This window comes from Chitinophaga sp. (assembly GCF_036569185.1).
Classification (GTDB): domain Bacteria; phylum Bacteroidota; class Bacteroidia; order Chitinophagales; family Chitinophagaceae; genus Chitinophaga.
Genome location: NZ_DATCRD010000039.1, coordinates 1 through 5740, shown reverse-complemented (window position 1 = coordinate 5740; position 5740 = coordinate 1). Strand labels below are relative to the sequence as shown.

The 5740-nt window shown below is 46.3% G+C and carries 4 protein-coding genes; 3 read left to right on the top strand and 1 reads right to left on the bottom strand.

The features are described from left to right. A partial coding sequence (locus tag VIM72_RS03125; protein WP_332001410.1) for a TonB-dependent receptor plug domain-containing protein occupies positions 1-1292 on the bottom strand: 1292 nt, incomplete at its 3' end. 631 nt (positions 1293-1923) lie between these two features. Between VIM72_RS03125 and VIM72_RS03120 the strand changes: the two genes are divergently transcribed. The 3 genes from VIM72_RS03120 to VIM72_RS03110 all read left to right on the top strand — a co-directional run. Beyond that, positions 1924-2610 (top strand): sigma-70 family RNA polymerase sigma factor, encoded by a 687-nt coding sequence (locus tag VIM72_RS03120; RefSeq protein ID WP_332001409.1) that lies wholly within the window; start codon positions 1924-1926, stop codon positions 2608-2610. Positions 2611-2613: 3 nt separating this feature from the next. Beyond that, positions 2614-3624 (top strand): FecR family protein, encoded by a 1011-nt coding sequence (locus VIM72_RS03115; RefSeq protein ID WP_332001408.1) that lies wholly within the window; start codon positions 2614-2616, stop codon positions 3622-3624. A gap of 52 nt (positions 3625-3676) precedes the next feature. Then, positions 3677-5740: carboxypeptidase-like regulatory domain-containing protein (locus tag VIM72_RS03110; protein ID WP_332001407.1), on the top strand; the 2064-nt coding region annotated here is incomplete at its 3' end.

Sequence of the window (5740 nt, the reverse complement as noted above, 5' to 3'; positions counted from 1 at the left end):
AGCGAGTGGTTCTGAAGAATTTCGGCCCGCTGAAGCAGCCTCATTTGGTCCCGGTTGGAGATCAGCGCGAGTGAATCCCACGCTTGCTGAAATGAAGCCTGTGGCAGATTTTTCACATAAAGATTGTACAGGAGCATTTCGGCAGGAGACAACAAAGGAGGCATGCTAAAATCCCCCATGCGGAGATCTGGTAAATAATCAACAATACCTTTATCATAGGCTTCTTTGTAATAATCCAACATATCTGCTGAGGATGCCAGCCTTAATTTTTCCGCGCTGATATCAGGTGCCGGAGTATAATAGAAATTGCTACTGTAATTAAATTGCGCCTTACCTTTTTGAGGAGCTTTAGTGGTAATTAAAATTACACCGCCGGCAGCTTTGGCGCCCCATTTGAGGCATTCCTCAGGATCCCTGATAACTTCAACAGACTCCACGTTGTTCATGGGCATGTCTGCAGGAAAGCCGTCCCGGGCAAAACCATCGATTACCACCAGCATTCCGGACGTTCCGCCCGCAAATGAATTGGCGCCTCGTAATTCAGGAATAACACCGGTACTACCGGTAGTTGTTCCTGCTTTAAACACGTGAGATATTTTGTCACCATTATTGACATTGAGGGTATACATCCCTATAAAGCTCCCGTTTTCGATGGCCCTTTTAAAATCTTCGAAAGTTGGGTAGAGTTCTCCCACATCTTCCACACTGAGTATCGATTTATAGTACTCCTCAAGGGACTGTACCCCATCAGGAGTGTACGCTTTAAATGGGCCTGTATTTGTCTGGTTTTCCCGCCGGAGCGTCAGCCCGGGAACAGCTCCTTCCAACACCTGGCCAAGATTGAGATGCCCTTTATGCTGCAGGTCCACCCTGGTGCCCACGGCCTTCTTGCTTTCAACGCCGAATTCCCTGAGCGTATTAACGCCTGCCTCCAGCTTTACCACGGGATTTTTAGCAAGGGCTTCGACCGACAACGATTTCTCCTGGAAGCCCACAAAACTGAACCGGACGATGGTTTCCTTGTCGGTGCAGGAAATGATAAATTCCCCCTTCTCGCTGGTAATTGCAGACTTCCCTTTTTTTACCTTTACGGTGCCACCCGCCACCGGCCTGTTTTTCTCATCTACAAGGCGCCCCCGGATCGTAATGGGCGATGCCTGCTCTACAGGATTCTGCCGTGCATGAACAGATATGCTTATGTGCAACAATACCAGGAAACATAACAATTTGCCGGGATACGCCGTTGGGCGCATGATATGTCTGTTCCTGCCACAAATGGAAAATTCAAACATTGATCAGGGATATTTTATGATTGATAATAACTGCTGGGGAAGATTGGTTACAACTTGTTAACCCGTGAAAGCCTGTTCGTATTATTATACCGCCAGGCTATTCAAGAAGCTTCCACCTGCTAAGCATCGGAGATTCTTCATTTTGGTTGAATTGATTTTTAATTGTTGATTCTATGCGGTTAACCAACCCGGGAAGATCCCCCGGGGAAATAACTTGTAATGAATGGTTGGTTATTTCATTACGTAAGCATTCCTTCCTTTAATCGCAAAGCAGGCGCGCCACCGGTAGAAACCAGACGCGCCAATGCTTCCGCGATTTTGTTGGTTTTTGAAATTGGTTGTATGAATTTTCTATTGGCTTTTCGCCCATAGCTTCCCATTCAGCTGTGTGCGTTTTGAGCGTAACAGCATCATGGCTTCCTCCAACAGCGACCATTACATATTTCCCGTGAACTCACACTTCCGGCTTTTCCTATTAAAGGAGACAGCGTGTATTAAAATTTGGTCAGCGCTTAATGTCATTTTTTTGTTGTTTTTCCTGAGATGGAATTATTCCGCCGCATACCTGTTTAATTTTTGGCCGTTTATTTCAGAGTTAGTAGATTTATATTACTAAACCTATTCATTATTAATGCCCAAAGGTCAAAACGTTGATGAGCGTCATCAATGGCAACTGTTACAGAATGGTGATATGACTGCCTTAACCTATTTCTATAACAGGTATATACATAATATATTCAATTACGGGTTGAAGTTTACCAGGGAAGATGATTTGATCGATGATTCGATCCAGGATCTTTTTATCCGCATCTGGCAAAAACGGCAAAATTTAACTGTGCCCGATTCTGTTGAATATTATCTGCTTAAATCTTTCAGGAATATTCTGTTCAGAAAACTATCCCAGAGAGTTAAACGTGTCTATAGTGAATTGGATGAAGAGTATGTGTTTGACGCTGAACTGTCTGTTGAAGCACGGTTAATTGCAGAAGAGAATACGGTTGAAATGGATGAAAACCTGAAAAAGGCCTGGCTGCAATTACCAGGCAGGCAAAAGGAAGCATTATATCTGCGTTTTTATACGGATGCTTCTTATGACCAGATAGCTGATATTATGGGCATCTCGCTAAAGGCCACCTATAAAACGGTTTTCAGAGGCCTCGAAAAGCTGAGGGAAATGGTGGTCATTACACTGTTGCTGTTGCTGCTGTATATAAGCAGTGTTTTTTTTGAAAAATTATCGCTATCAATGGGTAAAATAGCCCCGGAAAGATCTCTTTCCAGTAAATTATATGTTGTACCTTCAAATGGCAGTAGATAGAGTATGAAAAATGATCATTCAATAGAGACCTATGAAGGGTATGGGGTGACCGATTTTCTGGCTGACTATGATTTTCAGGAGTGGGTAAAGAAGGATTATCCGCAGGACAGGGAATTCTGGAAACATTTTATATCCGCTTATCCTCATAAGGAGAAAGAGGTAAGAGAAGCGCATCAACTGCTCAGCAGGTTAAAGTTTATTGAAACATCTCCGGATCACCAGCGGTACCAGCGTATCTGGAACGGCATACAATCCGGTGTGGAAGTGCCAGAAACGGTTGTACGCCGCATGCCTTTAAGAAAGATGTGGATCGCTGCAGCGTCTGTGCTAATAGTACTTTCCCTGGGGCTGTGGTGGCTGAACAGCAAGGCCATTACCATTAAAACGGGCCGGGCTGATGTACAGGAGCTTGTGCTGGCCGATCAATCAAACATTATGCTGAATGCAAATAGCAGTCTTACTTATCATAAAAACTTCAACCGTACATCGAAACGGGAGCTGTGGTTAAAAGGTGAGGGCTATTTTAATGTTAGCCGGGACTCCCGTCCTTTCATTGTACATACACCAGACCTTGACCTGCTGGTATTGGGAACTGCCTTTAATGTGAAGGTTCGTCATTCAGTCACCAATGTTATGTTAGCGCAGGGAAGCGTTCTTGCCCGCTTCCGGGATAAACAATATGGCGATCAGTTGCTGAAGCCCGGCGAAATGTTGGAGTTTACCCCCGGCAAAGCGCCTGTATTACATAAAACCGCAGATTCATCCGGTATCAGTTCCTGGAGGGAGAAACGCTTTGTTTTTTCCAATACCCCGTTACACCAGGCAATACAACAGATTGAAGATTTTTATGACTGCACGATAACCGTAAAGGATACTACGTTACTTCAATACGGGATTACCGCAAGAGTAACAGCACCGCCAATGCAGGAACTGGAAAAAACACTTTCCGGGATATTAAATATGAAAGTGAATAAGAATGGCGATGTGTTTGAAATTACCGGTATACAACAATAGGTTTGACGCACCCGTATACAGCCGTCCCCTGTTTTAAGATATGATTAGAAAATTGAATTTTTGGCAATTCAAGATCATCCTTATCCTATTCTTTGCCCGGCAGGCTGCAGCCCAGGACCAGTTATCGCTGGGCCTCAACGGGGCCAGTCTCGAAGAAACCTTTTTCCGCGTCGGGGAAAAGTATAATGTCGTTTTTTTATATCCCACCGAAATAATGTCGCTTGGAATAGAAGTCACTTTCCCCCCACAAAGGAGGACCCTGGCTGAGATGCTGGACCTTCTTCAAAAAACGACCCATCTTCAATATAGCCTTAAAGGAAAGACCGTAACGGTACATAGGCCTTCACCTGGGCAAGCGGCGCCGGCTAAAGCTGACCTATTGGTTCGCGGCAGGGTTTTGGACACCTGGGGAACGCCCCTGGCAGGTGTTACGATACGCAACCAGACCAGTGAAGCCGGCAGCGTTACCGGGGAGAAGGGAGCTTATGACATTCATGCCGCTTCGGGTGATCAGCTCAGCTTCAGCCTTATCGGATATAAAACCCAGCACGTAAAGGTTAGCGGCAAAATGCCGGCTGTTATAACTTTAGAGGAAAACGTCATAGACCTCAAAACTACCATCGTAACCGGGTATACCGTCAAAAGTATTGAAGAGCTTACAGGCTCGCTACAAAAATTGGGAGGCGAAGCCATTAGGCACGGTGTAACCAGCGCTGATGCAGCATCGATGATCAAAGGAAAAATGGCAGGCGTCTATATCACGGAACAGCTTTCGGCCAACCCGGTGGGAGCAGGGGGGAAAATTCTGATGAGAGGCCAGGGCACACTACTGGGAGCACAGGCAGCCGGACAAGTGACAAATGATGGCACCGTTTATCCGGTAGCTCCCAGGGTGGCATTCGGACCTTTGATAGTAATTGACGGGATTATTTCACCCCATTCCGAGCTGAAAGATGCTGTTAACCCAAGAGATATTGAAGAACTGGTGGTGTTGAAAGATGCAGCAGCAACAGCTATCTATGGATCAAGGGCAGCAGCAGGCGTTATCGACATTGTAACCCGGCGGGGTAAGCCTGGAAAGATACACCTTGCCCTGGAAACAAAAACAGGATTAAACTACCCTAACCGCGGCAAATTCAGGTGGATGGACGCACCGGGGCTATTCCATGCAACAACGGACTTCTTTACCGAAGGATGGGCTGAATCCGGAAGCAGCTGGAAGCGCCAGTTCAATGTTAGCTCCCTGCCGGAACTGTTGAATAAAATATTACCAATTGAGGAGAGCCTCGTGCACTCATTTGACTGGAGTAAATATTACTATGTGCGTTCCCGTTTACAGGAAATAAATATCTCTGCCAGTGGAGGTAGTGCCGGCACCCGTTACTACTTTGCTATGGGGCACTATTATGAACAGGGAACCATCAGGGACAATGGTCTCAGGCGTACCTCCTTTCGCCTGAACCTGGATCAGCGCTTAAGCAGGAAATTTTCACTGAGCGCCGGGCTTAATGCTATGTTTGACCAGGAAACACAGCCAGTGGTGCTTCCCGCTTTGCAGGAACTGCCTTTTTGGTTATCGCCTTATGACGTAAATGGCGCATTAAAGCCATGGCTAAACCCGGTTGGCATCCCGGACGACCAACAGCCCAATTTTTTATTTGAGCGGCAGTATAACAGCAAAGCATACCGGCAGAATAATCTCTGGGGAAACGTGAAGCTGACTTACCGGCCTGCCAGCTGGCTCAGCATCTCCTCCAACAATGCCGGCAATATGATACGGGGCTCCGGGAGGTATTATGCAGACGCACGTTCGTTTTCAGGCAAGGAATATGGTGTAAATGATAATGGCTTTCTGCTCACCAACGGTGATAATAGTGATTATTTTATCACGTCAAACACCATAACTGCCGAACGGAGATCTGAAAAGCACTGGCTCCGGTTTTTTGTTGGCCACGAATATCAACAGGTTGTCCGGGAAAAGAAAGGGATGGACCTTCAGCAGTTGAAGCCGGTATACAGGATTGGAGGTACCATAGGACTTGGCTGGGCAGAAAGGGAACTTCCGCCGTTCTCTCAACACGGCAGTTCACTGACCTGGGAAGACGTTTATGGCGGA